The 24475-nt window shown below is 67.7% G+C and carries 32 protein-coding genes and 1 tRNA gene; 19 read left to right on the top strand and 14 right to left on the bottom strand.

Annotated elements, in window-relative coordinates:
• Positions 1–52: 52 nt before the first annotated feature.
• On the bottom strand, positions 53–1033 hold the full coding sequence (locus B043_RS0108640) for a YpdA family putative bacillithiol disulfide reductase (RefSeq protein ID WP_018461695.1): 981 nt from the start codon (positions 1031–1033) through the stop codon (positions 53–55).
• Positions 1034–1199: 166 nt separating this feature from the next.
• On the opposite strand from B043_RS0108640, the gene B043_RS0108645 reads away from it, so the two are divergent.
• From B043_RS0108645 to B043_RS0108690, 10 genes are all read left to right on the top strand, one after another.
• Complete coding sequence (locus B043_RS0108645; RefSeq protein WP_245538901.1) at positions 1200–2657, top strand: hypothetical protein; 1458 nt, start codon at positions 1200–1202, stop codon at positions 2655–2657.
• On the top strand, positions 2654–3091 hold the full coding sequence (locus tag B043_RS12375) for a GspH/FimT family pseudopilin (RefSeq protein WP_018461697.1): 438 nt from the start codon (positions 2654–2656) through the stop codon (positions 3089–3091). The genes B043_RS0108645 and B043_RS12375 overlap by 4 nt, the downstream gene beginning before the upstream one ends.
• Positions 3088–3525, top strand: a complete 438-nt coding sequence (locus B043_RS0108655) for a type II secretion system protein (RefSeq protein WP_018461698.1) — start codon at positions 3088–3090, stop codon at positions 3523–3525. The genes B043_RS12375 and B043_RS0108655 overlap by 4 nt, the downstream gene beginning before the upstream one ends.
• Positions 3522–4142 carry a PulJ/GspJ family protein gene (locus tag B043_RS13350; RefSeq protein ID WP_018461699.1) on the top strand — a complete coding sequence of 207 codons (621 nt, stop codon included), beginning with the start codon at positions 3522–3524 and terminating at the stop codon, positions 4140–4142. The genes B043_RS0108655 and B043_RS13350 overlap by 4 nt, the downstream gene beginning before the upstream one ends.
• 226 nt (positions 4143–4368) lie before the next feature.
• Entirely contained in the window at positions 4369–4740 is a 372-nt protein-coding gene (locus B043_RS0108665; RefSeq protein WP_018461700.1) for a prepilin-type N-terminal cleavage/methylation domain-containing protein, read from the top strand.
• 168 nt (positions 4741–4908) lie between these two features.
• Positions 4909–5106 carry a nucleotidyltransferase family protein gene (locus B043_RS12380; protein ID WP_018461701.1) on the top strand — a complete coding sequence of 66 codons (198 nt, stop codon included), beginning with the start codon at positions 4909–4911 and terminating at the stop codon, positions 5104–5106.
• A gap of 170 nt (positions 5107–5276) precedes the next feature.
• Positions 5277–5657 (top strand): DUF1640 domain-containing protein, encoded by a 381-nt coding sequence (locus B043_RS0108675; protein ID WP_018461702.1) that lies wholly within the window; start codon positions 5277–5279, stop codon positions 5655–5657.
• 75 nt (positions 5658–5732) lie between these two features.
• Positions 5733–6275 (top strand): Uma2 family endonuclease, encoded by a 543-nt coding sequence (locus B043_RS0108680; protein ID WP_026234201.1) that lies wholly within the window; start codon positions 5733–5735, stop codon positions 6273–6275.
• A gap of 22 nt (positions 6276–6297) precedes the next feature.
• On the top strand, positions 6298–6597 hold the full coding sequence (locus B043_RS0108685; RefSeq protein WP_018461704.1) for a nucleotidyltransferase family protein: 300 nt from the start codon (positions 6298–6300) through the stop codon (positions 6595–6597).
• On the top strand, positions 6584–6946 hold the full coding sequence (locus tag B043_RS0108690; RefSeq protein ID WP_018461705.1) for a HepT-like ribonuclease domain-containing protein: 363 nt from the start codon (positions 6584–6586) through the stop codon (positions 6944–6946). Before B043_RS0108685 ends, B043_RS0108690 begins: the two co-directional genes overlap by 14 nt.
• A 30-nt stretch (positions 6947–6976) precedes the next feature.
• On the opposite strand, the gene B043_RS0108695 is transcribed toward B043_RS0108690, so the two are convergent.
• The 4 genes from B043_RS0108695 to B043_RS0108710 all read right to left on the bottom strand — a co-directional run bounded on the left by B043_RS0108695 (position 6977) and on the right by B043_RS0108710 (position 9350).
• A complete protein-coding gene (locus tag B043_RS0108695; RefSeq protein WP_018461706.1) occupies positions 6977–7534 on the bottom strand; it encodes a Uma2 family endonuclease in 558 nt (185 codons plus the stop codon).
• An 18-nt stretch (positions 7535–7552) separates the two neighbouring features.
• Positions 7553–8209, bottom strand: a complete 657-nt coding sequence (locus B043_RS0108700) for a chromosome segregation protein ScpA (RefSeq protein WP_018461707.1) — start codon at positions 8207–8209, stop codon at positions 7553–7555.
• The gene (gene trpS / locus B043_RS0108705) at positions 8206–9219 is read right to left on the bottom strand and encodes a tryptophan--tRNA ligase (RefSeq protein WP_018461708.1); all 1014 of its coding nucleotides are present in this window, start codon (positions 9217–9219) and stop codon (positions 8206–8208) included. Before trpS ends, B043_RS0108700 begins: the two co-directional genes overlap by 4 nt.
• A 44-nt stretch (positions 9220–9263) precedes the next feature.
• Positions 9264–9350, bottom strand: a tRNA-Leu gene (locus B043_RS0108710).
• Positions 9351–9543: 193 nt separating this feature from the next.
• On the opposite strand from B043_RS0108710, the gene leuC reads away from it, so the two are divergent.
• Genes leuC through ilvD form a run of 7 tightly spaced genes read left to right on the top strand, consistent with a single transcriptional unit; the run spans position 9544 to position 16095 of the window.
• Entirely contained in the window at positions 9544–10962 is a 1419-nt protein-coding gene (gene leuC / locus B043_RS0108715) for a 3-isopropylmalate dehydratase large subunit (RefSeq protein ID WP_018461709.1), read from the top strand.
• A 13-nt stretch (positions 10963–10975) separates the two neighbouring features.
• Entirely contained in the window at positions 10976–11581 is a 606-nt protein-coding gene (gene leuD / locus B043_RS0108720; protein WP_018461710.1) for a 3-isopropylmalate dehydratase small subunit, read from the top strand.
• Positions 11578–12615, top strand: coding sequence for a 3-isopropylmalate dehydrogenase (gene leuB / locus B043_RS0108725; RefSeq protein ID WP_018461711.1), 1038 nt, complete (start codon positions 11578–11580; stop codon positions 12613–12615). The genes leuD and leuB overlap by 4 nt, the downstream gene beginning before the upstream one ends.
• Positions 12616–12624: 9 nt before the next feature.
• Positions 12625–13164 (top strand): Uma2 family endonuclease, encoded by a 540-nt coding sequence (locus tag B043_RS0108730; protein ID WP_018461712.1) that lies wholly within the window; start codon positions 12625–12627, stop codon positions 13162–13164.
• Entirely contained in the window at positions 13161–13694 is a 534-nt protein-coding gene (locus B043_RS0108735) for a Uma2 family endonuclease (RefSeq protein ID WP_018461713.1), read from the top strand. The genes B043_RS0108730 and B043_RS0108735 overlap by 4 nt, the downstream gene beginning before the upstream one ends.
• Positions 13691–14425, top strand: coding sequence for an SDR family NAD(P)-dependent oxidoreductase (locus B043_RS0108740; protein WP_016329483.1), 735 nt, complete (start codon positions 13691–13693; stop codon positions 14423–14425). The genes B043_RS0108735 and B043_RS0108740 overlap by 4 nt, the downstream gene beginning before the upstream one ends.
• Complete coding sequence (gene ilvD, locus B043_RS0108745) at positions 14422–16095, top strand: dihydroxy-acid dehydratase (protein WP_026234202.1); 1674 nt, start codon at positions 14422–14424, stop codon at positions 16093–16095. Before B043_RS0108740 ends, ilvD begins: the two co-directional genes overlap by 4 nt.
• Here the strand turns inward: ilvD and B043_RS0108750 are convergent.
• From B043_RS0108750 to B043_RS0108790, 9 genes are read right to left on the bottom strand one after another with little or no spacing between them, the layout of a single operon-like run.
• On the bottom strand, positions 16082–16459 hold the full coding sequence (locus tag B043_RS0108750) for a c-type cytochrome (RefSeq protein WP_018461715.1): 378 nt from the start codon (positions 16457–16459) through the stop codon (positions 16082–16084). The two genes, ilvD and B043_RS0108750, sit on opposite strands and share 14 nt — an antisense overlap.
• Before the next feature lie 35 nt (positions 16460–16494).
• A complete protein-coding gene (locus B043_RS0108755; RefSeq protein ID WP_016329486.1) occupies positions 16495–17550 on the bottom strand; it encodes a polyamine ABC transporter substrate-binding protein in 1056 nt (351 codons plus the stop codon).
• A complete protein-coding gene (locus B043_RS0108760) occupies positions 17547–18326 on the bottom strand; it encodes an ABC transporter permease (protein ID WP_018461716.1) in 780 nt (259 codons plus the stop codon). The genes B043_RS0108755 and B043_RS0108760 overlap by 4 nt, the downstream gene beginning before the upstream one ends.
• Complete coding sequence (locus tag B043_RS0108765) at positions 18323–19183, bottom strand: ABC transporter permease (RefSeq protein ID WP_018461717.1); 861 nt, start codon at positions 19181–19183, stop codon at positions 18323–18325. Before B043_RS0108765 ends, B043_RS0108760 begins: the two co-directional genes overlap by 4 nt.
• On the bottom strand, positions 19176–20246 hold the full coding sequence (locus B043_RS0108770; RefSeq protein WP_018461718.1) for an ABC transporter ATP-binding protein: 1071 nt from the start codon (positions 20244–20246) through the stop codon (positions 19176–19178). Before B043_RS0108770 ends, B043_RS0108765 begins: the two co-directional genes overlap by 8 nt.
• 42 nt (positions 20247–20288) lie before the next feature.
• Positions 20289–21365, bottom strand: a complete 1077-nt coding sequence (gene rodA, locus B043_RS0108775) for a rod shape-determining protein RodA (RefSeq protein ID WP_016329490.1) — start codon at positions 21363–21365, stop codon at positions 20289–20291.
• A 4-nt stretch (positions 21366–21369) separates the two neighbouring features.
• Complete coding sequence (gene minE / locus B043_RS0108780; protein WP_016329491.1) at positions 21370–21594, bottom strand: cell division topological specificity factor MinE; 225 nt, start codon at positions 21592–21594, stop codon at positions 21370–21372.
• Positions 21594–22400 carry a septum site-determining protein MinD gene (gene minD / locus B043_RS0108785; RefSeq protein WP_016329492.1) on the bottom strand — a complete coding sequence of 269 codons (807 nt, stop codon included), beginning with the start codon at positions 22398–22400 and terminating at the stop codon, positions 21594–21596. Before minD ends, minE begins: the two co-directional genes overlap by 1 nt.
• Entirely contained in the window at positions 22397–22702 is a 306-nt protein-coding gene (locus tag B043_RS0108790; RefSeq protein WP_016329493.1) for a winged helix-turn-helix transcriptional regulator, read from the bottom strand. The genes minD and B043_RS0108790 overlap by 4 nt, the downstream gene beginning before the upstream one ends.
• Before the next feature lie 79 nt (positions 22703–22781).
• Between B043_RS0108790 and B043_RS13355 the strand changes: the two genes are divergently transcribed.
• A complete protein-coding gene (locus B043_RS13355; RefSeq protein ID WP_274532297.1) occupies positions 22782–22916 on the top strand; it encodes a hypothetical protein in 135 nt (44 codons plus the stop codon).
• Positions 22917–22925: 9 nt separating this feature from the next.
• Complete coding sequence (locus B043_RS0108800) at positions 22926–24470, top strand: acyl-CoA mutase large subunit family protein (protein ID WP_018461721.1); 1545 nt, start codon at positions 22926–22928, stop codon at positions 24468–24470.
• Positions 24471–24475 lie beyond the last annotated feature (5 nt).

Here is a 24475-nt window from a genome sequence, read left to right on the forward strand (position 1 = left end):
GGGCTAGGGATAGGGCGAGTCCGGAACGCATCTTGCCGCTAAGGATAGCCCCCTAAGGCCTTGGTGTCAAGCCCCGCACCCGGGCGGCGATGGCGGTGAGGGCAACCCGGGCGTGTTCCCGGCCGTTCTCAATGAAGACGGAGCGGGTGTCAGGCCCGTAGGCGCAGGAGCCCACGGCGAAGAGGCCGGGGATGGAGGTCTCCCACTCGGAAGAAAGCCAGGGCCTCTCCCCCTCGTAGGCCACCCCCGCCTCCCTAAGGAGGCGGTCTTCCGCCCGGTAGCCGATGAGAACCAGCACGAAGTCGGCGGGCAGGAACTCCCGCCCTTCCGGGCGGCGAAGCCAAAGCCCCTCCGGGGTGATGGCCTCCACCCGGGCCTCCATGACCGCCCGGATGCTCCCCTCCTTGACCCGGTTCTCAAAGTCGGGGAGGAGCCAGTACTTCACCGAGGGCCTGACCCACTTTCCCCGGTGGACGAGGGTGACCTTCGCCCCGCCGCGGTAGAGGTCCAAGGCCGCCTCCACCGCCGAGTTGGACCCCCCCACCACCGCCACCTCCCGCCCGAAGAAGGGGGCGGCCTCCTCGTAGCGGTGGAGGACGTGGGGGAGGTCCTCCCCCGGGACGCCCAGGCGGTTCGGGTTCCCGAAGTAGCCCGTGGCCACCACCACGTACCGGGCCGAGAAGGCCCGCTCCCCCTTGCGATCTTTGGCCAGGACCTGGAAGGCCCCCTCCCGGCCCCGGATGCCCAGGACCTCGGTGTAGGTGAGAACGCTTAGCCCCTCCCGCTCTGCCACCCGCTGGTAGTAGAGGAGGGCCTCCTTGCGGGTGGGCTTGGGACCTTGGGCGACCAAGGGATGGCCCCCGATCTCGATGTTCTTGGCCTCGGAGAAGAAGACCATGTCCCGGGGAAAGCGGTAGACGGTCTCCGCCACCGTGCCCCGCTCCAGGACCAGGTGGGAAAGGCCGAGCCGCTTGGCCCAAAGGGCGGCGCAAAGCCCCACGGGACCCGCGCCCACCACGAGGACGTCCACCATGGCCCTGAGTTTACGGCAACGGGCGGGCCTCCCCCGTGGGGTGGCTCACAAGGGCCCAGGATCCAACGCCTCCCCCATTTGGGGGTGGTGAAGCGCCAAACCGGGGTCTACGCTGGCAACCATGATGCGGAAAGGGGTCGTTACCCCTATTACCCTCGTGGTGCTGATGGTGGTCTTCACCAGCCTCCTCGCGGCCACGAGCTACATGACCCTGGGAACCCTCAAGGGAAGCGCTGTGGAACGGGCTTCCTACCAGGCCTTCCTGTTGGCGGAAAGCGCCCTTGACGTCTTCCCCAAGCTCGTCCGGTGCGGCCAACCCCCGCCCTCCACCTATACCCTCACCGTCTCCGGAGGGCCCACCGCCTCGGTGACCTACGTCTACTCCGAAGGGTCCGCCGGCGCCGCCTTCAGCGGCGGGGAAGTTACGGTCCAGGCCGTGGCGGAGTTCGCCGGGGCCAAGGCCAGGGTCCAGCAGACCTTCACAGGAAGCTGCGGCATCGCCGGGGCCATCCCCGCGGCCCTCACCTCCCGGCCGCGCATAGAGGTCAGGGGAAATGCTCAGGTCATCGGCCAGGACTTTGCCCAGGCCACCGGCCTTCTTACCGGGGTCACCCAGGTAAGCCTGACGGCGAACCTTCCCCTGCTTCAGAACCTAACCCAGGGCGGAAGCCTCAGCCTAAGCGTCCAGGACGCGAGCCTAATCCTTCCCGGAAGCTACGTGCAGATCCCCACCGGAGGCACCCCGAAGACCTACCGGGTGGAGGGCAAGAGCGGAAACACCCTCACCCTCACGCCCCTCTTCACCCCAAGCCTCACCGACGTGATCCTACCCTCGGCCCCAGTCAACCTGGTCCAGTTCGGGGTGAAGGCCTACGATCCGGGTACCAACACCCTGACCCTCTCCGACGCCCGGGGACTGGTCCCGGGGCAGACCGTAAAGGTGAGTAGCTACCAGGGCACCGTCCAGAGCCTTGACCTGGCCACCGGGAAGGTCACCGTGGCCTGGAGCGGGACCCCTCCCCCCGACATCGCCGAAGGCACCCCCCTGGTCCCCCAGGTGCTGGGGGCAGCCAGCAGCCTGACCATTGATACCAGGGGTGGGGGACAGGTTCTTCATGGAACGGCGCCCAACTCCCCCATGGTCCCCTCCGACCCCGACGAGCTCTTCCGGCGGGTCTTCGGCATGTCCAAAGACGCCTTCAGGGCCCTCTATCCGCCTGTTTCGGCCTCCTCCTTCAACGGGACGTTGGCCAACTGGGAGCTCAAGGTGGTCCAGGGAACCGTCAACCTCACCGGAAGCAACCGGCTTTGCGGCCGGGGCATCCTGGTGGTCTTCGGCAACCTCACCGTAAACGGTTCCTGCGGCCAGGGCTTCCAGGGCCTCATCTACGTGGCCGGGGACTACGACCAGCAGGGCAACGCCGTCCTCACGGGAGCGGTGGTGGTGGAGGGCGTGGCGAACCTCCAGGCCTGCAACGGCAACGAGTGCTGGACCCAGATCGCCGGGACGGGGCAGGGGGGCGGCAAAATCGTCTACGACCCTCTGGTGCTCCAAAGGCTCCGGGTGGCGAGCCAGGGGTCGGCCCAGGTGGTGGCCAAGCAGGGTAGCTGGAGGAGGCTGTGAGGCGGGGTCTGAGCCTGCTGGAAGTCCTCGTGGTCATGGCCATCCTGGGGGTGCTTCTGGGCCTCGCCGTCCCCAACTACCTCCGCTGGCGGGCCCAGGCGGAGCTGGACGAGGCCGCCCGATCCCTGGCCCAGGCCTTCCAGTACGCCCGGGCCGAGGCCAAGCGCACGAATAGCCCGCGTTGCCTGAAGGTCTTCCCGGAGGGGTGGGCCCTGGGCCAGGACTGCGACAACCTGAACGCGCCCACCCAACGCTTCCGCCAGGCCCAGGTGGTCGGGAGCAACCTCGGCCTGCCCGTGGGCGTGGCCTTCTTCCCCCCTCATGGCACCACGGACGCGCCCCTAAAAAAGTTCACCCTCCAGCACACCCGCTACCCGGACCTTAGGCGCGACGTGAACGTGATCGGCGTCATCGGAAAGGTGGTGGTGCGGTGAAGAAGGGCTTCTCCTTGGTGGAACTCCTCGTGGCCCTGGCCATATTCGGCCTGCTCAGCGCCGCCATCCTCTCGGGGCTTTTGGGCGTCTTCCGGGTGAACCGAAGCGCCGGGCTGGAAACCCGGGCCGTGGTGGTGGCCAAGGACTACCTGGAGCGGGCCCGGAGGGAGAGCACCTATAACGGCACCACCCTAACCCTCCCCGCCCTCGGCCAGACGGGCGGCTTCTCCGTGACCGTGAGGGCGGCGGGGCGCATGGACCCTGGGGACCCTCTCACCTTCACAACCTGCTCGGGAAGCCCCGGCACGGGCTACTCTTGCGCCGTGAGCTGCCAGCAGGGCACCTCCCCCACCGCCTGCCGCCTGGTGGCGGTGGAGCTCACTTTGCAGGGCGGGGGCAAAACCTACACCTTCTACCGGGAGTGGGCGCCATGAGAAGAGGCTTCACCCTACTGGAAATCCTGGTGGCCCTGGCGGTGCTCGCCATCTTCACCGCAGCCCTCCTGGCCTTCACCCAGGGGACCCTGGCGGCCAACCGCGCGGCCCGCAAACAGGCCCAGCTCCTGGAGGAGCTCAAGGATGCCGCCGGGTACCTTGCGGACACCCTCCAGGAAGCCCAAGCCGTGGTCTCCGGGGCCACCGTGAACGGAGCGGCGTGCCAGCCGCCCACCTGCCTGGCCGCCCTCCTCCCCGACCCCAACAACCCCGGCCTGTGCGCCCTTAGGGCCTACCGCCTCGAGCCCCGCTCCACCCTGGGCCCGGACTACAAGGCCCCCGACCCCTGGGCCGACGCCAACACCTACGTACTTCGGGAGTACCGCCTGGGGAAGCAGGCTTGCACCGCCGCCACCTTCACCAACGCCCAGCCCTACGTGGTGCTGGACCTGGTGGACAACGACCCCAACCTCCCCTTCTTCCAGGTGCAGACGGCTCCCCGCCTCGCCCTCACCCTGAACCTGCGGCTTAAGGCCAGGGAGGGAAACCGCCTCCTCTACGTGCCCGGCCCGGGGCAGGTCTACACCGTGCGGGTCTACCCCAGGAACGCCCCCTAGGCCTTCACACCGCTTTCACACCCCTCCCCCATCCTGAGGATGACCCCCCAAAGGGGGGGTTGACAGGGGCAAGGGGCGGGCGGGAGAATGGCCCCAGAAAGGAGGTGAGAAAGGGGTAAGAAGGCTGAGAGAAGGCAGGGCCAGGTAAGAGGCAGGCAAGTCGGCTTCAGGCACTCATGGCCGCGCGATAGCATAAAAGCGCGGAAAGCTAAAAGGAGAAGAAGGCATGCGGAACGCGAAAGGTTTCACCCTGATTGAGCTCCTGATCGTCATCGCCATCATCGCCATTTTGGCTGCGGTGCTGATCCCCAACCTCATCGGCGCCCGGAAGCGGGCCTTTGACGCGGCGGCGCTCCAGTGCGCCCGTACCATTGCCCTGACCGCGGAATCCAACCGCACTAGTTCCACAAGTCTCAACTACAGCTTTACTGAAGATGACGTAAATGCCCTAGACCCGAAATCTTGCGATGGCATGACGATTACAGGATTACCGGTTAGCGATGCGCCAACCTTCAACATCACGGTGAAGCATCCCAATGGCCTTACCACCTATGCAGTTGAGGGTGATAGTAACGGTGTAAAGGTGGAAAAGCAGTAGCGTTAGCACACTCCTCCTAGGGTCCTCCCAGCTTAACTGGGGGGACCCTTCTGTAGCAGTTTTCGCCAAACTCGTTCCTTCGCGGCCCAGCTCATGCACGGCGAGCCCATGACCCCGCAGACATCCCTTTCCTCCTAAACCCTGGCGGAGCTATGCCAGCGGTACGGGGTGCGGCGGCTCCTGCTCTTTGGCTCCTTCGCCCGGGGAGAGGCGGAGGAGGAAAGCGACCTGGACCTCCTGGTGGAGTTCCTCCCTAGGCGCACCCCGGGCCTGGGCTTTGCGAGGCTTCAGGAGGAGCTGACCCATATCTTCGGGCGCAGGGTGGAGCTCCACACCCTGGGAAGCCTGAGCCCTTACAGGTCCTGAGGGAGGCCCGCCCCATCCATGAGGCGGCGTAGCCTTTTGGCGGTAAACTCTAGGCATGGGCGTGGCCAAGGCGGTGCGGCCCCTCACCCTGGGGTAACCTCCCCAGGCCCGGAAGGAGAGGCGCCGTCATTCTCCACCCCACACCCCCGGCCTGTGCTAACTTGAGGGCAATGACCACGGAGGAGCGCCTCTACAAGCTGGAGGGGATCGTGGAGGGGGTCATGGCCACCCTCCCGGGCCAGGTCACCTCCCTGGAGGGGCGGGTGGACCTCCTCCGCCAGGAGGTGAAGGCGGAGATTGGGGGCCTGCGCCGGGAGGTGGAGGAAAAGTTCAACGGCCTCCGCCAGGAAATCAAGGCAGAGATCCAAAGCCTGCGGCAGGAGATGAAGGCGGAGACCACCGAGCTGCGCGGGGAAATCCAAAGCCTGCGGCAGGAGATGGCGAGCCTCCGCCAGGAGGTGAAGGCGGAGATCAACACCGCCTTCAACAAGCTCATGCTCTACTTCACCGCCCTGGCGGCGGCCCTGGCCGTCCTCACCTTCCTCCGCTAAGCCACCGGGCGGCGCATGGGTGGCCGTCCCGCCATGAGGCGGCGTAGGCTTTCCGGCCTGCGCTACACTCTAGCCATGGGCGCGGCCAAACAGGTGCGGCCCCTGACCTTGGAAGAGTACCTCGCCTTGGAGCGGGAAGCCCCGGTGAAGCACGAGCTGGTGGAAGGCTTCCCCCACGCCATGGCCGGGGCCAGCGATCGGCACAACCGGGTGGTGGTGAACCTGGTCCTGGCCCTTGGCCCCCTGGCTCGGAAGCGGGGCTGCCGCCTCTATGCCAGCGGCATGCGGCTCAAGGTGGACGCGGCCACGGTCTACTACCCGGACCTCATGGTGGTCTGCCAGGAAGACCCCGGGGAATACTACAAGGAGAAGCCCTGCCTGGTGATAGAGGTGCTCTCGGACTCCACGGAGGCCACGGACCGGAGGGAAAAGCTCCGCAAGTACCTGAGCCTGCCCACCCTCCAAGCCTACCTCCTCCTGGACTCCCGTACCCCCCGGGCCTTCGGCTACTACCGAGAAGGAGAGGGCTGGGTGTACCGGGAGGCAGAGGCAGGCACGCTTCCCCTCCCCTGCCTAGGGGGGCACCTGGACCTCGCGGAGGTGTACCAGGGCCTCTAAGCCAGGCTAAAATGAAGGGGTCATGGCCTTGCCTACCCCCGTCTCCCCCCAAGCCCTGGCGGAGCTATGCCAGCGGTACGGGGTCCGGCGCCTCCTTCTCTTTGGTTCCTTCGCCCGGGGCGAGGCCGACGAGAAAAGCGACGTGGACCTCCTGGTGGAGTTCTTTCCCGGTCGCACCCCGGGCCTGGGCTTCGCCAGGCTTCAGGAGGAGCTGACCCGTATCTTCGGGCGCAGGGTGGACCTCCATACCCTGGGGAGCCTGAGCCCTTACCTCCGGGAAGAGGTCCTGAGGGAGGCCCGCCCCATACATGAGGCGGCGTAGCCTTTCCGACCGCGTCCGGCTCCTTCACATGCGGGACGCTTGTAGGCGTGCCCTGGAAATCGCTCGGGGCAAAGATCTAAGAAGCCTCGTCCCAGAAGAAGAAACGTCCCTCGCCCTCGTCCGCCTCTTGGAAATCCTCGGCGAAGCAGCCAGGGGCATTTCCGAGGACTTCAGGCGCCTTCACCCCGAAATCCCCTGGCGGGAGATTGTGGCCACCCGCAACCTCCTTATCCACGAGTATTTCGGTGTGGACATGGAGGTGGTTGCGACCATCCTGGAACAAGACCTCCCCCCACTACTAGAGCGGTTAGAAGTCCTCTTGGCAACCCTGGACCAGCCCGGGCGCTAGGCACGCCCTTTGGGACTGGATATGTGCCCCTCAAATCCCCACTCCTTCGTAGATAGCCTCTAGAGGGAACCGGGCTTCCAGGCAAGGCACCTCCACCTCCCCTTCCCCCTCCCACAGACGGTAGAGCCAGCCCTCCCCCTGGCGAAAGTAGCCCTCCACCCGCCTTTCCCGGGAGTCCACCAAGAGGTAGGTCTGTAGGCTTGGGATCTCCCGGTAGCGCCAGAGCTTCTCCCTTCGGTCTATGGCCTCGGTGGCCTCGGACACCACCTCCACCACCAGGCAGGGGGCCTCCTCGTAGTGGGTGTGGGGCGGAACCCCCTGGCAAACCACCATGAGGTCGGGGTAGTAGAAGGTCCTGGCGGAGACCCGGAGCTTGACGGTTTCCGTGTAAATCCGGCACCCCTTGGCCAGGGCCTCGGGCCTGAGGAGGGCGTAGAGGTTGCCCACAATGCGGTTGTGGGAAAGGCTTGCCCCCGCCATGGCGTAGGGTACGCCCTCCACGAGCTCATGGCGCACCGGGGACCGCTCCTCCAGGGCCAAGTAGGCCTCGGCGTCCAGAAGCTCCAGAGGCCTCGCCGCCTCGCCCATAAGGGCATTGTACCCTCCCTAGGCGGTGCGCTCCAGGTCCCCCTCGAGGGCCCCCACGGGCTCCACGTAAAGGGGCGCGAAGGGGGCTTCCTGGAAGAGGCGCACCCGGCCCAGGCGGCAGGCCTCGAGGAGGGCGGCGAAGCCCACCGCCTTCTCGCCCCAGGTGGCAAGCGGCAGGCTCTGGAAGGCCACCCGGCCCCGGATCGCCCCCTTGAGCCGCTCCCAGGCCTCCCGCACCCCGAAGGCCTCCCGGGGAAGCCGGAGAACGGCCCTGCGGAAGCCCTTCGCCGCCTCGGCCAAAGACTTTGGGGAAAGCCTCAGGGCGGGCCTGGGCAGGGGGGGCGGGGCCACGGGGAGAAGCCGCGCCCGCCGCTCCAAGCGGGCCTCGAGGAAGGCCACCATCTCGGAGAGGTCCACGAGGACCTGGACCAGGGGGGCCTCCTCCCCCTCCTCCTTGGGGAGGAGGGCCCTTTCCGGGGAGAGCTTCAGCACCAGAAGCTCGGCGAGGAGGGGGAGGAGCTCGCTTTTCGTCCGCAGGTCCTCCGGCACCTGGGCCAGGGCCTGCTCCACCACGGAGAGGACGGGGATGGCCCTGGGGGAAAGCCGGCCCCGCCTCAGGGCCTCCCTCAGGGCCTCCGGGGTCCCCTCAAAGCCGGGAAAGGCGATGCGGATCACCGGAGGACCGGGCGCTTCTTGGGCAAGAGGAGGCCTACCTTCTCCCGCACCTCCTCCATGGTCGCCTGGGCCACGGCCCTGGCCCGCTTGGCGCCCTCCAAAAGGGCATCCATCACGTAGTCCGGGTCCTTCTTCAGGGCCTCGGCCCTTTCCCGGATGGGGCGCAGGGCCTCCATGAGGTGGTCAAAGAGGATCCGCTTCACCACGTAGGTCCCCACCCCCGCCTTCCGGTACTCCTCCTTCAGGGCCTCCACCAGGTCCTTGGGGGCGAAGTAGGAGAGGTAGGTGAAGACGATGGTGCGCTCGGGGTCCCCGGGGTCGGAGAGGCGGATCCTCTGGGGGTCGTCGGGGAGATGCTGGATCTTCTGCCAGATGCTCTCCTCAGGCTCCAGGAGGCCGATGGTGTTGCCCAAGGACTTGCTCATCTTGGCCTTGCCGTCAATCCCGGGAACCCGGGGGGCCTCGGGGTTTAAGAGGGCCTGGGGTTCGGGGAAGGTCTCCCCGAAGAGGTGGTTGAAGCGGCGGGCGATCTCCCGGGTGAGCTCAATGTGCTGCACCTGGTCCTCCCCCACGGGGACGGTGTCCGCCTTGTAGATGAGGATGTCCGCCGCCTGGAGCACCGGGTACATGAGGAGGCCAGACCAGACGGTCTCCTGCTTGCTGGCCTTGTCCTTGAACTGGGTCATGCGGGTGAGGTCCCCCAGGGGGGTTAAGGTGGTGAAGACCCAGGAGAGCTCGGTGTGCTCGGGCACGTGGGACTGGACGAAGAGGGTGACCTTCTCCGGGTCAAGCCCCGCGGCGATGTTGACCAGGGCGGCCTCAAAGGTGCGCTGGGCGAGGGTAGAAGGGTCGTAGGCGAGGGGGTTCGTGAGGGCGTGGTAGTCCACGATGCAGAAGAAGGCGTCCCGCCCCAGCTTCTCCCCGATGGCCACCCACTGCTTGATGGCCCCGAGGTAGTTGCCGATGTGGATCTCCCCCGAGGGCTGGATGCCGGAAAGCACCCGCTTCATGGCCTAAGTGTAGCAAAAGCTTAGGCCCCCTCGCGGGGGCCTTCTGGTGCCGGGGGCGGGACTTGAACCCGCACGCCCTTGCGGGCACATGACCCTGAATCATGCGCGTCTACCAATTCCGCCACCCCGGCAGACGCAAGGGTCATTGTAGGGGAGGTGGCTTCGCTCGTCAAGCTTGACCCCGCGGGCCTCGAGGGCTTACCCTTAGGGGCAATGCGGCGGGCGGTGATTCTAGTCCTAGACCGGGCGGGCCCGGTCTAGGGATGGCCGTCGCGTATCCCCCGGGCCCCAAAGGACCCGGGGGTTTTGCGTAAGGGGGGTTTCATGGGAAAGACGCTCTACGAGAAGGTTTGGGAAGCCCACGAGGTGAGGAAGCTCAGAAACGGCCAAAGCCAGCTCTTCATAGACCTCCACCTCCTCCACGAGGTCACGAGCCCCCAGGCCTTCGGGATGCTCAAGGACCTTGGCCTTCGGGTACGCTACCCCCACCGCACCTTCGCCACCGTGGACCACATCGTCCCCACCCACGACCGCACCGAGCCCTTCCAGGACCCTCTGGCCCAGAGCATGCTGGAGGCCCTCAGGGCGAACACAAGGGAGCACGGCATCACCTTCTTTGACCTGGGGAGCGGCAACCAAGGCATCGTCCACGTCATCGGGCCCCAGCTCGGCCTCACCCAGCCCGGGATGACCATCGCCTGCGGGGACTCCCACACCTCCACCCACGGGGCCTTCGGGGCCGTGGCCTTCGGCATCGGCACGAGCCAGGTCCGGGACGTCCTCGCCACCCAGACCCTCGCCGCCCAAAAGCTCAAGGTGCGGCGGATCAACGTGGAGGGAAGGCTCGCCCCCGGGGTCTACGCCAAGGACGTGATCCTCCACATCATCCGCCACCTGGGGGTGAAGGGGGGCTTGGGCTACGCCTATGAATACGGGGGAAGCGCCGTGGAGGCCATGGACATGGAAAGCCGCATGACGCTTTGCAACATGTCCATTGAGGGCGGAGCCCGCATCGGCTACGTGAACCCCGACGAGACCACCTTCCAGTACCTCGAGGGCCGCCCCTACGTCCCCAAGGGGCCTGAATGGGAGGAGGCCAAGAGGAGGTGGCTCGCTTGGCGCTCCGACCCCGACGCCTCCTACGACGACGTGGTCACCTTCCGCGCCGAGGAGATCGCCCCCACCGTCACCTGGGGCATCACCCCGGGCCAGGCCATCCCCATTGACGGCAGGATCCCCCTCTTGGAGGAGTTGCCGGAGGAGGAGCGCCCCGTGGCCGAGGAGGCTTTGGCCTACATGGGCTTCAGGCCAGGCCAGCCCATCAAGGGGGTGCCCATCCAGGTGGCCTTCATCGGAAGCTGCACCAACGCGAGGCTTTCCGACCTCCGGGAGGTCGCCCGCTACCTCAAGGGGCACAAGGTGAAGAAGGGGGTGCGGGCCCTGGTGGTGCCGGGCTCGGAGTGGGTGGCGAGGAAGGCCGAGGAGGAGGGGATCGCCGAGGTCTTCCGCGAGGCGGGGTTTGAATGGCGGATGCCCGGCTGCTCCATGTGCCTCGCCATGAACCCGGACCGGCTGGAAGGGGACGAGCTTTGCGCCAGCAGCTCCAACCGGAACTACAAGGGACGCATGGGAAGCCCCAGGGGCCGCACCGTCCTCATGAGCCCCCTCATGGTGGCGGCGGCGGCCGTGGCCGGGGAGATCGCCGACGCCCGGGAGGTCTTCGGCCTGGCGGGCGTCCGCTGAGGAGGGAAAAGCCATGCTGGAGAAGTTCACCGTGATCCGCGGAAAAGCGGTGCCCTTGAGGGGCGAGGACATTGACACGGACCGGATCCTCCCCGCCCGCTTCATGAAGGTCCTCACCTTTGAGGGCCTGGGGCAGTACCTCTTCTACGACGAGCGCTTTGACGAGAAGGGGAACCCCAAGCCCCACCCCCTGAACGATCCCCGCTACCGGGGGGCCACGATCCTCTTGGTGGAGTCGGGCTTCGGCTCCGGCTCTAGCCGCGAGCACGCCCCCCAGGCCATCAAGCGGGCGGGGTTTAAGGCCATCATCGGGGAGAGCTTCGCCGAGATCTTCTTCGGGAACGCCACCGCCATCGGCCTCCCCTGCGTGAGCCTAGCCCCTGAGGACCTGGGCGTCCTCTTCCGCAGCGTGGAGGAGAACCCGGAGCTGGAGGTGGAGATTGACCTGGTGAACAAAGAGGTGCGCTTCGGGGACCGCACCGCTCCCCTCTCCATCCGGGAAGAGGCCCGGGAGGCCCTGGTGGAGGGGCTTTGGGACCCCATCGGGGAGCTTCTGGAGGCCGGGGAGCTTTTGGACCAGTTTGACCGGAAGCTCCCCTACCCCAGGAGGACGGAATGAAGGTGGCCGTGCTCCCCGGGGACGGGATCGGCCCCGAGGTCACCGAGGCCGCCCTGAAGGTCCTGAGGGCCCTGGACGAGGCCGAGGGCCTGGGCCTCGCCTACGAGGTCTTCCCCTTCGGCGGGGCGGCCATAGACGCCTTCGGCGAGCCCTTCCCCGAGCCCACGAGGAAGGGCGTGGAAAGCGCGGAGGCGGTGCTTCTGGGAAGCGTGGGGGGGCCCAAGTGGGACGGCCTTCCCCGCAAGATCCGCCCGGAGACGGGGCTTTTGGCCTTAAGGAAAAGCCAGGACCTCTTCGCCAACCTCCGCCCGGCCAAGGTCTTCCCCGGGCTGGAAAGGCTTTCCCCCCTGAAGGAGGAGATCGCCCGGGGGGTGGACGTCCTCATCGTCCGGGAGCTCACCGGGGGGATCTACTTCGGGGAGCCCCGGGGGATGTCCGAGGCCGAGGCCTGGAACACGGAGCGCTACAGCAAGCCCGAGGTGGAGCGGGTGGCCCGGGTGGCCTTTGAGGCGGCGAGGAAGCGCAGGAAGCACGTGGTGAGCGTGGACAAGGCGAACGTCCTCGAGGTGGGGGAGTTCTGGCGCAAGACCGTGGAGGAGGTGGGGCGGGGCTACCCCGACGTCGCCCTGGAGCACCAGTACGTGGACGCCATGGCCATGCACCTGGTCCGCTCCCCTGCCCGCTTTGACGTGGTGGTCACGGGGAACATCTTCGGGGACATCCTCTCGGACCTGGCGAGCGTCCTCCCAGGCTCCCTAGGCCTCCTCCCCTCCGCCTCCTTGGGAAGGGGCACCCCGGTCTTTGAGCCCGTGCACGGCTCCGCCCCCGACATCGCCGGCAAAGGCCTCGCCAACCCCACGGCCGCCATCCTCTCCGCGGCCATGATGCTGGAGCACGCCTTCGGCCTGGTGGAGCTGGCGCGGAAGGTGGAAGACGCCGTGGCCAAGGCCCTCCTGGAGACCCCGCCCCCGGACCTCGGGGGAAGCGCGGGCACGGAGGCCTTCACGGCCACGGTCCTCCGCCACCTCGCCTAAGATGGGGATATGATCCGGCACCGCTTCAGCGCCGAGGACTTCCACCGCATGGCCGAGGCAGGGATCCTCGGGGAGGACGACCGGGTGGAGCTCCTGGAGGGGGAGGTGGTGGAGCTGAGCCCCGTGGGGAAGCGGCACATGGCGGCGGTCAAGAAGCTTATGGATGCCTTTTTTCCTCTTCAGGCCCGCCGTCAGGCTCTGCTACAGGTCCAAGACCCACTCCGCCTTTCACCGGACACCGAGCCCCAGCCCGACCTCGCCATCCTTCGCTTTAGGGAGGATTTCTACGCGGGGAAAATCCCCGAGGCGGAGGACGCCCTTCTGGTGATAGAGGTGGCGGAAAGCTCCCTGGACTACGACCTCAAGGTAAAGCTTCCCCTCTACGCCAAGGCCGGGGTCCCCGAGGTCTGGGTGGTGGACCTGGAGAGCCGGCGGGTCCACGTCTTCCGGGCGCCGGAGGGGGGGGCCTACCGGGTGGCCGAGGCCGTGGAGGGGGGGCGCCTCGAGGCCCTGGGGCTTTCCATCCCCTTAGAGGAGGTCCTGCCGTGACCCGCCACAAGATCTCCCTGGAGGAGTTCCACCGCATGGTGGAGGCCGGGGTCTTCCCCGAGGACCTGAGGCTGGAGCTGGTGGAAGGGGAGCTTTTGGAGATGAGCCCCATCGGAAAGCGCCCCGCGGCCACGGTGAACCGGCTCACCGCGCGCTTCGCCCCCCTGGTCCCAGAGCGGGCCATTCTGGCAGTGCAAAACCCCCTGGTGGTGGGGGAATCCGAGCTCTACCCCGACCTGGCCCTCCTCAAGCCCCGGCCGGACTTCTATGAAAAGCGCCTCCCCGAGGGGCGGGATGCCCTTCTGGTGGTGGAGGTGGCGGACACCACCCTAGACTACGACCTCAAGGTGAAGCTTCCCCTTTACGCGGCCGGGGGGGTGCCCGAGGTCTGGGTGGTGGACCTTACGGGGAGGCGGGTTCTGGTGCACCGCAACCCCGAGGGGCGGGCCTACCGGGAAGCCGAGGCCCTGGGGCCGGGGGCAACCCTGGCCTTCCTCGGGGTCCAGATCCCCTTGGAGGAACTCCTGTGAGAAAGACCCTTATCCTCACCGGGGCGAGCCGGGGCATCGGCAGGGCCCTGGCCCTGGAGCTGGCCCGCGCTGGGTACAACCTGGTGCTAAACGCCCGCTCGGAAGGGCCCCTAAGGGAAGCGCTGGAGGAGGTGCGGGCCCTCGGGGCCAAGGCGGAGATGGTGGCGGGAAGCGCGGGAAAAAGGGAGGTGGCCGAGGCCCTGGTGGAAAAGGCCAAGGCCCTGGAGGGGTTTTACGGCTACATCCACAACGCCGGGGTCCTCCACCCGGGGCCCTTCCTCTTTGAGCTGGCGGAGGAGCTCTTCCTGGAGGTCCTCGAGGCCAACCTCCTCGCGGGCTACCAGCTGGCCCGCTTCGCCTACCCCTACCTCAAGGCCCAAGGGGAAGGGCTTGCGGTCTACGTGGGCTCGGGGGCGGCGGAGACCAACCTCCCCGGCATCGGGGCCTACGCGGTGGCCAAGGCGGCGGAGGAGCACCTGGCCCGGCAGCTGGCCGCGGAGGCCCCGGAGGTGGCCTGCTTCATCTACCGCCCCGGGGTGGTGGAAACGGAGATGCAGCGCGCGGCCCGGGAGGCCCAAGGCGGGGCCGCCCCGGTGCTCCAGCGGGTGTTTAGGGGGTACAAGGAGGAAGGCCGCCTCCTCTCCCCCGAGGAGGCGGCCAAGGCCCTGGTCCGGCTTCTCCCCCGGGCCCGGAGTTTTCACGGAAAGATCGCCACCTGGAGGGACGCATGAGGTCAGACCGGATCAAGAAAGGACTGCAGCAGGCCCCCGCCCGGGCCATGCTCCGGGCGGTGGGCGTGGGGGACGAGGACTTCTCTAGGCCCTTTGTAGGGGTGGTGAACACCTTCACCGACGGCATGCCCTGCAACGCCCACCTCCGGCAGCTCGCCCTGGACCTGAAGGCGGGGCTCAAGGAGGCCGGGGTCTTCCCCTTTGAGTTCGGGGCCCCCGCCATCTCCGACGGCATCAGCATGGGCACCCCGGGGATGCGGGCAAGCCTGGTAAGCCGCGAGGTCATCGCGGACAGCGTGGAGCTCGTGGCCCAGGGCTACCTCTACGACGGGATGGCGGTGCTCTCCGCCTGCGACAAGACCATCCCCGGGGGGGCCATGGGGGTCATCCGCAGCGGGGTGCCGGGGATGGTCCTCTACGGGGGGACCATCGCCCCGGGGGTCTACGGGGAGCGGAAGCTCACCATCGTGGAGGTCTTTGAGGCGGTGGGGCAACGGGCCGCGGGAAGGATCTCCGAGGAGGAGCTTCTGGAGATCGAGCGGCGGGCCATCCCCGGCCCCGGGGCCTGCGGGGGGCAGTACACCGCCAACACCATGGCCATGGCCCTGGAGGTCCTGGGCCTTTCCCCCATGGGCTACAACGCCATCCCCGCGGTGCACCCCGAAAAGCCTAAGGCCACCCGAAAGGCCGCGGAGGTCCTAGCCGAGGCCATTCGGAGGGACTGGAAGCCCAAGGACTTCCTCACCCGGAAAAGCTTCCTCAACGCCATCGCCGCGGTGGCCGCCACCGGCGGGAGCACCAACGCCGTGCTCCACCTCCTGGCCCTGGCCAGGGAAGCGGGGGTGGAGCTCAGCCTCGAGGACTTCGACCGGATCTCCCGCAAGACCCCGGTCATCGCCGACCTCCGCCCCTGGGGGACCTACACCGCCTGGGAGCTCTACGAGGCGGGGGGCACGCCCCTCGTCTTCAAGCGGCTTCTGGAGGCGGGCCTCCTTTACGGGGAGGAACGGACGGTTACGGGCCGGACCCTGGAGGAGGAGGTGGAGGCCCACTTCCGGGAGGCGGAGGGCCAACGGGTGGTCTTCCCCGTGGAGAAGGCCCTAAAGCCCCAGGGGGGCCTCGTGGTCCTCTTCGGGAACCTGGCCCCTAGGGGGGCGGTCTTAAAGCTTGCGGGCACGGAGCGCACCTTCTTTGAGGGGCCCGCGCGGGTGTTTGACTCGGAGGAGGAGGCCATGGCCAAGGTCCTGGCGGGGGAGATCCGCCCGGGGGACGTGGTGGTCATCCGCTACGTGGGGCCCAAGGGGGCGCCCGGCATGCCCGAGATGCTCTCCGTGACCAGCGCCCTCGTGGGGGAGGGCCTGGGGCCCGAGGTGGCCCTCCTCACCGACGGCCGCTTCTCCGGAGGCACCCGCGGCCTCATGATCGGCCACATCGCCCCCGAGGCCTTCGTGGGCGGGCCCATCGCCCTATTGGAAGAGGGGGACCGGGTGCGGATTGACGTGGAGGGCCGGCGCCTCGAGGTCCTCCTCCCCGAGGAAGAGCTGGAAAGGAGGAGGGCCCGCTGGCAGCCCCGCCCCCCCGCCTTCCGCCACGGGCTTTTCGCCCGCTACGCCGCCCTGGTGCGCCAGGCGGACGAAGGGGCGGCCCTGGAAGACCCTAGGGGCGCTTGACCGCGTCGGGGGTGAGGTTCTTCCCCCGCTCCCGGGCCACCTCCTCCGGGCTGAAGGGCTCCCCCTTGGCCCGGAGGAGGTCCTTTAGGTGGTTCAGGAGCCGGGCCACCTCCTCGTCCTTGAGCTGGTAGAAGCCGGGCATGAGCCCGGCCTCCCCCTTCCGGCCGTAGAGGACCACCAGCACCAAGTAGCGGCGGCCCTCCGGGGTGGCGAAGAAGGGAAGGGCGGAGGCCAGGCCGGGGTAGGGGCGCACCCCCTGGGCCTTATCCCCGTGGCACTGGGCGCAGGTGCGCCCCCACAGGGCCTCCACCCCCTGGGCCAGGGCCAGGCCCAGGAAGAAGAGGAGGAAAAGGGCCCGCTTCATGGGGCCAGTATACCTTGCCGGGGAGGGCCGCCCCTTTAGCGGGCCTTTACCTCCGTCCAGACCTGGTCAAAAAGGGCGATGTCCGGACCCAAATCCTTGAGGTACTCCAGCTTGGAACGCACCTCCTCCGGCGGGAAGACCACCGGGTCCTGGCGCATCTCCTCGGGGAGGAGGGGGATGGCCGCGGCCACGGGGGTGGCGTAGCGGGTGTACTCCGCAAGGGCCGCGGCGTTTTCCGGCTCCAGGAGGAAGTCTATGAAGCGGTAGGCCAGGTCCTGGGCCGGGCCCCGCTTGAGGACCACCATGGCGTCCGTCCAGAGGGTGCCCCCCTCCTTGGGGATGGCGTAGCGCAGGCGCGCGTCCTCCTGGCGGGCCTGGAGGACATCCCCGGAGTAGGCCAGGGTCACCGCCGCGTCCCCTGCCAGGAGGCGGTTTAAGGCCTCTATTCCCCCGGCAAAGCCCACGGAGCGGGCCTTGGCGGAAAGGAGCAGGGCCTTGGCCTCCTCCAGGGCCTTGGGGTCGGTGGCGTTCACGGAGTAGCCCAGGTACTTGAGGGCGGCCCCCACCGTCTCCCGCATCTCGTCCAGGAGGAGGAAGGGCCCCACGGCCTTTTCGGGGTCAAAGAACACCGCGTAGGAGTCCACCGGCCCCGTCACCAGGTCCTCCCGGTAGGCCAGCCCCGTGGTGCCCCAGAGGTAGGGGACGGAGTACTGGAGGCCAGGGTCGTAGGGGGGGTCCTGGAAGAAGGGGTCCAGGTGGGCCAGGTTCTTAAGCCTTCCCTTGTCTAGGGGAGCCAGGAGGTCCTCCCGGGCCATCTGGAGCACGTAGTAATCGGGGGCCACCACCAGGGAGAACTCCCGGTCGGCCCCCGCCTTGAGCTTGGCCAGCATGGCCTCGGGGGACTCAAAGGTGTCCAGGACCACCTTGGCCCCCGTTTCCGCCTCAAACTTCTGAACCAGTTCCTCCGGGATGTAGTCCGCCCAGTTCAGGAAGTACAGGGTGCCCGCGGTTTGAGGGGGCTTGGGCCGAAGGAAGAGGTACCCCACCCCCACCAGCAAAAGCGCCAAGAGAATCCAAACTCCCCGCTTCATACCCGCCTCCTTCCCACCGCGTAGGCCAGGGCCAGGAAGAGGGCGCTTGCCCCCACGATCAGGGTGGAGAGGGCGTGGACCTTGGGGCTCACGCCCAGCTTCACGCTGGAGTAGATGTAAAGGGGCAGGGTGGTGGCCCCAGGCCCCGCGGTGAAAAAGGTTACCACGAAGTCGTCCAGGGAGAGGGTGAGGGCGAGAAGGGCCCCCGCCGCCACCCCCGGCCAGGCCAGGGGGAGGGTCACGTGGAAGAAGGTCTGCCAGCCCCTAGCCCCCAGGTCCCGGGCCGCTTCCTCCAGGGCCGGGTCCAGGAGGAGGAGCCTGGCCCGCACCACCAGGGTCACGAAGGCCACCTGGAAGGTGATGTGCCCCAGGATGACCGTGAGGAGGGAAAGCCGGGGGAAGCCGAGAAGTTCCCGGCTCATGGCGAAGAGGAGGAGCAGGGAAACCCCCATGACCACGTCCGGCACCACCACGGGCACGTAGAGGAGGTAGTAGAGGAAGCCCTTGCCGGGGAAGCGGTAGCGCACCAAGCCGAGGGCGAGAAGCGTGCCCAGGACCGTGGCCACCAGGGTGGAGACCAGGGCCACGAGGAGGGTGTTCAGGGCGTACTCCAAGACCCTGGGGTCGGCGAAAAGGGCCCGGTACCAGTCCAGGGTGAAGCCGGTGAAGCGCACCCCCCGGCGGCTTTGGTTGAAGGAAAGGGCGACGATGACCAGGATGGGGAGGTAGAGGAAGAGGTAGACGAGCAGGGCGTGGAGGGCAAGGAGCCGCTTCATACCAGGTCCTCAAGCCCCCTTTCCCCCTGCACGCGGGCGTAGAGGTAAAGGGCCAGGAGCACGAAAGCCATGAGGAAGACGCTTAAGGCGGCCCCGAAGGCCCAGTCCCGGGTCACGCCGAACTGCTGCTGGATGAGGTTGCCGATGAGGACCACCCGCCCAGCCCCCAGGAGGTCCGCCACCACAAAGGTGCCCATGGCCGGGATGAAGACCAAGGCGCTGCCCGCAAAAAGCCCGGGGTAGGTCTGGGGCAGGACCGCATGGAAGAAGGCCCTCACCGGCCTCGCCCCCAGGTCGTAGGCCGCCTCGAGAAGCTGCCAGTCCAGCCTTTCCACCGCCGCGTAGAGGGGCAGGACGAAGAAGGGAAGGAAGGTGTAGAGGGTGGCGAGGAGCACGGCCAAGAAGGAGGGGTAAAAGGGGAAAGGCCCAAGGCCAAAAGCCCCCAGGAAGGCGTTTAAGAGGCCCTCCCGCTGGAGGAGGACCAGCCAGGCGTAGACCCGGATGAGGAAGTTGGTGAGGAAGGGCAGGAGGAGGAGAAAAAGGAGGAGGTCCCTCCTGGGATGGCGGGCGATGTAGAAGGCCAGGGGGTAGCCCAGGAGGAGGGAAAGGAGCGTGGTGAGGAGGCCTAAGAGGAGGCTATTGGCGAAGACCTCGAGGTAAAGGGGGTTGAGGAGCCGGGCGTAGTTGTGAAGCCCCAAAGGAAGGACAAGCTCCCCGTAGGGCCCCCGGGTGAGGAAGGAGGCCAGGAGGACGAGAAGGGTGGGCAGGAGGACGAAGAGGAAAAGCCAAAGGGCCCCGGGCCCCACGGTCACCAGGACCCGGAAGAGGCGCCTTAGAGGGGTAGCCGCCTCATTCATGGATCACCACCAGGTTCTCCGGGGGAAGGTAGCAGAAGACCTCCTCCCCATAAGCGAACTCCTCGGCCCCCGGCTCCTGCAGGTCCTGGTTCAGGGTGTAGGCCAGAAGCCTTAAGGGGCCCGCCTGGAGGATGTACTGGTTCTCCGCCCCCGTGTAGACGATCTCCTCCACCCGGGCAAGGACCAGGTTCCGCCCGGGCAGGTTTGAAGCGGAGCGGGGGTAGAGCCGGATCTTCTCCGGCCGGACGGCGAGAAGGGCCTCCCGCTCCAGGGGGCGGGGGAGGTGGAGGGGGCCCAAAGGGGTCTCGGCCCCTTGGGGGTGGGGCCTTGCGGGGATGAGGTTGGAGCGGCCCAAAAACTCCGCCACGAAGCGGGTCTTGGGGCGCTCGTAAACCTCGTCGGGCAGGCCCAGCTGCTCAATCCGCCCCGCGCGCATGACCGCGATGCGGTCCGACATCACCAGGGCCTCCTCCTGGTCGTGGGTGACGAAGATGAAGGTGGTGCCAAGCCGCCTTTGGAGCTGCATGAGCTCCACCCTGAGCTCCTGGCGAAGCCTCGCGTCCAGGGCCGAAAGGGGCTCGTCCAGGAGGAGGACCAGAGGCTCCAGGACCAGGGCCCGGGCCAGGGCCACCCGCTGCTTCTGCCCCCCGGAAAGCTCCCTGGGGTAGCGCTTCTCCAGGCCCAGGAGGTCCACAAGCTCCAGGGCCCAGGCCACCTTTTTGCGGATCTCCTCCTCCCTTAGGCCCTTCATCCGGAGGCCAAAGGCCACGTTCCCCTCCACGGTCATGTGGGGGAAGAGGGCGTAGTTCTGGAACACGGTGTTCACCGGCCGGGCGTAGGGGGGGACCCCCGCCATGTCCTTCCCGTCCAGGAGGATCCGGCCCGCGTCCGGGGTTTCAAAGCCCGCAAGGAGGCGGAGGAGGGTGGTCTTGCCGCACCCCGAGGGCCCGAGGAGGCTGAAAAACTCCCCCCGCTTTACCTCGAGGTCCACCCCGTCCAGGGCCACCACCTCCCCATAGGCCTTGCGCACGCCAAGAAGCTTGACCAGGGGCTCTCCGGCCACGCGCACCAGTTTAGGGCCAGGCGGGGGGGAGGACAATACCCGCTAGGGCTGCATCCGGTCCCGGTGGACCAAAAGGACCAGGCCCAGGGCCAGCAGGGTGGCCATGAGGCTAGACCCCCCGTAGGAGAGGAGGGGCAGGGTGAGGCCGGTCACGGGCAAAACCCCCAGGGCCACCCCCAGGTTCACCAGGACCTGGAAGCCCAGCATCCCCCCCACCCCGGCGATGAAGAGCCGGTCGGAAGGGCGCGGACACTCCAGGGCCAGGCCAAAGATCCGGGCCAGGAACAGGCCGTAAAGCCCGAGGAGGGCCACCACCCCCACGAACCCCCACTCCTCGGCGAAGACGGCGAAGACGAAGTCCGTGTGCCGGAAAGGCACGAAGCCCAGCTGGGTCTGGGTGCCCTGGCCGTACCCCTTGCCGAAAAGCCCCCCCGAGCCGATGGCGATGGTGGACTGGATCACCTGGAACCCCTGGCCCAGGGGGTCGCGGTAGGGGTCCAGGACGATGAGGACCCGTTCCCGCTGATAGGGCTTGAGGTTGGGCCAGACCACCGCGGGCACCAGCACCAAAAGAAGCGCCCCCCCAAGGAGGAGGTGCCGCCAGGGAAGCCCCCGGACGAAAAGCACCGCGAAGGCCCCGAAGAGGACCACCAGGCTTCCCCCCAGGTCGGGCTGGAGGAGGAGGAGGGCCACCACGGGGAGGACCAGGCTTGCGGGGAGGAGGTAGTCCCAGAGGGTGCGGATGGGGCGGCTCTCCAGCGCCCGGGCCAGGAGGAGGACCAGGGAAAGCTTGGCCAGCTCCAGGGGCTGGAACTGGATGGGGCCGAGGACGAACCAGGCCTTGGCCCCGTTGATCTCCCGCCCCACCAAAAGGACCAGGAGGAGGAGGAGGAGGCTGAAGGCGTAAAGGGGCAGGGCCAAGGCGAACAGGCGCTTGCGGGAGAGGAACTGGACCCCCACGGCCAGGAGGAGGCCCAAGAGGAGGGCCACCCCCTGGCGGAGGAGGAGGGCGGGGTCGGGGGCCGCGCTTTTCAGGTTGACGAACCCCAGGGCCAAAAGGGCCAGGGTAAGGGCCACGAGCCCCCAGTCGTAGGCCTGTAGGGGGATTCTCGCGACCACCCTTCTAACCCTTTAAGGGGATGTCCGCCAGGAGGACCATCTTCTCCCCCCGCTCCTCCAGGGCCACCTGGATGCCCTCCTCCTGGGCGGGGAAGTAGCGGCGGAGGACCTCCAGGAGGTCTTTTTTAAGGCTCTCCACCAGCCCCGGGGAGAGCTTGGCCCGGTCGTAGGCCAGGACGAGCTTGAGCCGTTCCTTGGCCCGGTCCTTGCTCTTCTTCCGCCACCACATCACCGACCCCCTCCAAAGAGGCGCCTGAGCACGGAAAGGAGCCCCCCCGCCTCGTCCAGGTGGCGGAAGGGCACCTCCTCCCCCCGGATGCGGCGGGCGGTGTCCATGAAGGCCTGGGCCGCGGGGCCCGTGCCCTTCAGGACCAAAGGCTCCCCCTGGTTGGTGGAGACGATGACCTGCTCGTCCTCGGGGACGATGCCGATGGGCTTCAGGCCCAGGATCTCCACCACGTCCTCCACGGAGAGCATGTCCCCCTTGGCCACCATCTTGGGCCGCAGGCGGTTGATGACCAGGAAGTTTTCCCGGATCTCCCGGGCCTCCAGGAGGCCGATGATGCGGTCCGCGTCCCGCACGCTGGAAACCTCGGGGTTCACCACCACAAGCGCACCCTCCGCGGGGTAGCTCGCGGTCTGGAAGCCCTTCTCTATCCCCGCGGGGGAGTCGATGAGCACCCGGTCAAACCCCTCCTCCTCCAGGAGGTAGCGGATGAGCTCCTTAAAGCGCTCCTTGTCCAGGGCCTCCTTGTCCTTGGTCTGGGAGGCGGGGAGGAGGAAGAGGCTTTCCAGCCTCTTGTCCCGGATGAGGGCCTGGCGGGGCTTGGCGCGGCCTTCCAGGACGTCGATGAGGTCAAAGACCACCCGCCCCTCGAGGCCCATGACCACGTCCAGGTTCCTGAGGCCCACGTCCACGTCCACCACCGCCACCTTCTCCCCCAGCTTGGCCAGGGCCGCGCCCAGGTTGGCGGTGGTGGTGGTCTTCCCCACCCCACCTTTTCCGGAAGTCACCACGATGGCGCGCGCGTTCACCGCATCTCCTCCTGAAGCTCCAACACCTGCTCCAATCCCCTAAGGAAATCCAAGAGCTTACGCCCCCTTGCCGTCAGGGTGTATTCTACCCGGGGCGGCACCTCCGCGTAAGCCCTCCGCTCCACCAGCCCCATGAGGGCCAGCTCCCGCAGGCGTTCGGCCAGGGTTCTCGGGGAGAGGAGGAGGGCCTGTTCCAGGTCGGAGAAGCGGGCCGAGCCCTTCCCCAGGGCGAAAAGGACCTCGGGCGCCCCCCGGCGGGCCAGGACCCTTAAGGCCTTGCGGGCGGTCTTGGAAAGGGCCATGGCCCAATCCTATCAGGAGGGGCGGGTTGCTAGGAAGGGGGAAAGCGTTATGCACCCCACCGCGGCGTACACTAAGGGGGTGAAGGAGCTCCGGCCCGACTGGAAGGACTTCCTGGCCCTGGTCCTGGCCCTTTACAGCCTTCTCCTGCCCCCCCTCCTGGCCATCTTCGGGGCGCTTTTCCTTTTCCTTCTCCTCGTACGGGTTTTGCTGTAAAACTAGGGCATGGAAGGCCTCTTTGAGTCCTTGCCCGAGGACTACCAGAAACGCCTGGGCCGCCCCGGGGAGTACCCCTTCACCCGGGGGATCTACCCCCGGATGTACCTGGACCGGTTCTGGACCATGCGGCAGTACGCGGGCTTCTCCACCGCGGAGGAGTCCAACCGACGCTACCGCTACCTCCTGGCCCAGGGCCAGACCGGGCTTTCCGTGGCCTTCGACCTCCCCACCCAGCTGGGCCTAGACCCGGACCACCCCATGAGCGTGGGGGAGGTGGGGCGGGTGGGGGTGTCCATCGCCACCCTCGAGGACATGGAGCGGCTCTTTGAGGGCATCCCCCTGGACCAGGTGTCCACCAGCATGACCATCAACGCCCCCGCCATGATGCTCCTGGCCCTTTACCTCCTGGTGGCCGAAAGGCAGGGGGTTTCCTGGGACAAGGTTTCGGGCACGGTCCAGAACGACATCCTGAAGGAGTACTTCGCCCGGGGGACCTACATCTACCCCCCGGGGCCCTCCATGCGCCTCGTCACGGACATCTTCCAGTTCTGCGCGGAGAAGGTGCCCCGCTGGAACACCATCAGCATCTCCGGCTACCACATCCGCGAGGCGGGGGCCACCGCCGCCCAGGAGATCGCCTTCACCCTGGCGGACGCCAAGGCCTACGTGCGGGCGGCCATAGAGAGGGGGCTGGACGTGGACCGCTTCGCCCCCCGGCTTTCCTTTTTCTTCGCCGCCCACAACGACATCTTTGAGGAGGCGGCCAAGTTCCGCGCGGCCCGGCGGCTTTGGGCCCGGATCATGCGGGAGGAGTTCGGGGCCAAGGACCCCAGGAGCTGGGCCCTCCGCTTCCACACCCAGACCGGGGGCTCCACCCTCACCGCCCAGGAGCCCCTGAACAACGTGGTGCGCACCGCCTACCAGGCCCTGGCCGCCGTCCTTGGGGGCACGCAGAGCCTGCACACCAACGCTTACGACGAGGCCCTGGGCCTGCCCACGGAGAAAAGCGCCCTCCTCGCCCTCAGGACCCAGCAGATCCTGGCCTACGAGAGCGGGGTCACCCGGGCCATAGACCCCTTGGGGGGAAGCTTCTACCTGGAGCACCTCACGGACCGGCTGGAGCGGGAGGCCGAGGCCCTCATCCGGGAGATCGACGCCCTCGGGGGCGCGGTGGCCGCGGTGGAGGCGGGCTACTTCCAGCGGGCCATCGAGGAGTCCGCCTGGCGCTTCCAGAAGGAGGTGGAGGAGGGCGGGCGGGTCATCGTGGGGGTGAACCGCTTCTTTGACCCCCAAAGCCCCCTGAACGAGCCCGTCCCCGTGCAGCGCATAGACCCCGAGCTCCACGAAAAGCGCAAGCGGGAGGTGGCGGAGTTCAAGAGGAGGCGGGACGGGGAAAGCGTCCGGGTGGGCCTCGAGGCCCTAAGGCGGGCGGCAAGGGGCGAGGAAAACCTCTTCCCCTACGTGCTGGAGGCCTTCCGCCGCCGGGCCACCCTGGGGGAGGTCTGCGGGGTCCTAAGGGAGGAGTGGGGGGAGTACCAGCCCCCCCGGTGAGGGCG

This window comes from Thermus oshimai DSM 12092, assembly GCF_000373145.1.
Lineage (GTDB): Bacteria > Deinococcota > Deinococci > Deinococcales > Thermaceae > Thermus > Thermus oshimai.